The following is a 609-nucleotide window of genomic DNA, read 5'->3' as shown; positions in this document are numbered from 1 at the left end:
GGCCTTTCGCTGTTTGGTGTGGGTGAGTGGGTCGGGGGGTGGTGGTGCTGGTCGGGTAGTTTGGGGGTATGGATACCACGTCGTTGTTCACCGCCGCCCTGCAACTGCCTGACCCGTGGAGGGTGTCGGGCGTGGAGTTCCGTGACGAGGAGGACGGCAGACGGGAACTGCATATCGCGATCGGGTTCGCGGCGGGTTCGCGGTTCCCCTGCCCGGAACCGGGGTGCGGCGAGGCCGCGTGTCCGGTGCATGACGCGAGGGAGCGCGTGTGGCGGCATCTGAACTTCTTCCAGTACAAGGCGTTCATTCACGCGGGCGTGCCGCGCGTGACGTGCCCCGCCCACGGCGTGCACGCGGTCCCGGTGCCGTGGGCGAGGCCGGGAAGCGGGTTCACGCTCCTGTTCGAGGCGATGGTCGTGGAGCTGGCCAAAAGCCAGCCGGTCGCGGACATCGCCGAGCAGGTCGGCGAACATGACACCCGCCTGTGGCGGTTCATCCGCCCTTACGTGGGCGAGGCGAGGCTTTACGAGGACTACACGGGCGGGGGGGCCATAGGCATCGACGAGACCAGCCGGGAGGGCCACCGGGACATCACCGGGGGCCGACCCG

The 609-nt window shown here is 69.0% G+C and carries 1 protein-coding gene; it reads left to right on the top strand.

Annotation, left to right across the window (positions count from 1 at the left end; all coding sequences use genetic code 11):
• Positions 1–68: 68 nt before the first annotated feature.
• A partial coding sequence (locus BFAL_RS10860) for a helix-turn-helix domain-containing protein (RefSeq protein WP_160319062.1) occupies positions 69–609 on the top strand: 541 nt, incomplete at its 3' end.

This window comes from Bifidobacterium aesculapii (assembly GCF_001417815.1).
GTDB lineage: Bacteria > Actinomycetota > Actinomycetes > Actinomycetales > Bifidobacteriaceae > Bifidobacterium > Bifidobacterium aesculapii.
Note: the sequence above shows the minus strand (reverse complement) of the source record. Positions and strands in the feature narration are given on the sequence as shown.